The organism is Streptomyces sp. NPDC051921, from assembly GCF_040680975.1.
Lineage (GTDB): Bacteria > Actinomycetota > Actinomycetes > Streptomycetales > Streptomycetaceae > Streptomyces.
In genome coordinates this window covers 1-1,460 of sequence record NZ_JBFAXU010000058.1, presented here as the reverse complement: position 1 = coordinate 1,460, position 1,460 = coordinate 1, and the positions used below count along the sequence as shown (strand labels likewise).

The 1,460-nt window shown below is 69.3% G+C and carries 1 protein-coding gene; it reads left to right on the top strand.

The genetic code is table 11. The features are described from left to right. Nucleotides 1–195: 195 nt before the first annotated feature. On the top strand, nucleotides 196–1,437 hold the full coding sequence (locus AB0M16_RS36150) for an IS110 family transposase (protein ID WP_365350791.1): 1,242 nt from the start codon (nucleotides 196–198) through the stop codon (nucleotides 1,435–1,437). Nucleotides 1,438–1,460 lie beyond the last annotated feature (23 nt).

The following is a 1,460-nucleotide window of genomic DNA, read 5'->3' as shown; positions in this document are numbered from 1 at the left end:
GGGGCCGCTGGCCTCCGGGCCCGGCATGACTGTTGCCCCCTGTCGAACGGATGACCTGGGGGGTGGTGTCACCGGGCCCGAGGGGTGCCGTCGGAGACGCTGATAAGAGGTCCGACCACTGCCCTGGCCGGGCGCAATGCCCGGCCGTCCGCGGGCGGCAGGTCTGCATAACGTGGATGCGCGAGAACGGCCCCGATGCCCAGGTCAGCACCGCAGCGAACGAGTGGGGGCACGGTGATCGACACCAAAGACGTGGGCGTCTTCCTCGGCCTGGACGTCGGCAAGAGCACACACCACGGGCACGGGCTGACCCCGGCCGGCAAGAAGGTCTTCGACAAACCCCTGCCCAACAGCGAACCGAAACTGCGGGCCGTCTTCGAGAAACTGTCCACGAAGTTCGGCACCGTCCTGGTGATCGTGGACCAGCCCGCCTCCATCGGCGCCCTCCCGCTGACCGTCGCCCGCGACACCGGCTGCCAGGTCGCCTACCTGCCGGGCCTTGCCATGCGGCGGATCGCCGACCTCTACCCCGGCGAGGCCAAGACCGACGCGAAGGACGCCGCGGTGATCGCGGACGCCGCCCGCACCATGCCCCACACTCTGCGCACGCTGGAACTCACCGACGAAATCACCGCCGAGCTCACCGTCCTGGTCGGCTTCGACCAAGACCTCGCCGCCGAGGCCACCCGCACCTCCAACCGGATACGCGGCCTGCTCACCCAGTTCCACCCCAGCCTGGAACGCGTCCTTGGCCCACGTCTAGACCACCAGGCCGTCACCTGGCTGCTGGAACGCTACGGATCCCCGGCCGCCCTGCGGAAAGCCGGCCGCCGCAGACTCGTCGAACTGATCCGCCCCAAGGCCCCACGCATGGCACAGCGGCTGATCGACGACGTCTTCGACGCACTCGAGGAGCAGACTGTCGTGGTCCCGGGCACCGGCACCCTCGACATCGTCATCCCATCCCTGGCCCGCTCGCTCGCGGCCGTCCACGAACAACGCCGGGCCCTGGAAGCTCAGATCAGCGAACTACTGGAGGCCCACCCTCTTTCCCAGGTCCTGACGTCGATGCCCGGCATCGGCGTCAGGACCACCGCCGTCCTGCTGGTCACCGTCGGCGACGGCACCAGCTTCCCCACCGCCGCCCACCTCGCCTCCTACGCCGGCCTCGCTCCTGCCACAAAGCAGTCGGGCACCTCGATCCACGGCGAGCACGCGCCACGAGGCGGGAACCGGCAGCTCAAACGCGCGATGTTCCTCTCCGCGTTCGCCGCCCTGCACGACCCCGCCTCTCGCGACTACTACGACCGATGCCGAACCCGGGGCAAAACCCACACCCAGGCCCTCCTCCGCCTCGCCCGGCAGCGCATCAGCGTGCTCTTCGCGATGCTCCGCGACGGCACCTTCTACGAACCCAGAACCCCACGCCTCGCTTGACGAAAGACATAGAGGCACCCCCC

Excerpts from the sequence above, each read along its gene's own strand:
- AB0M16_RS36150 (WP_365350791.1), top strand. The coding sequence starts at position 196 with ATGCCCAGGTCAGCACCGCAGCGAACGAGTGGGGGCACGGTGATCGAC.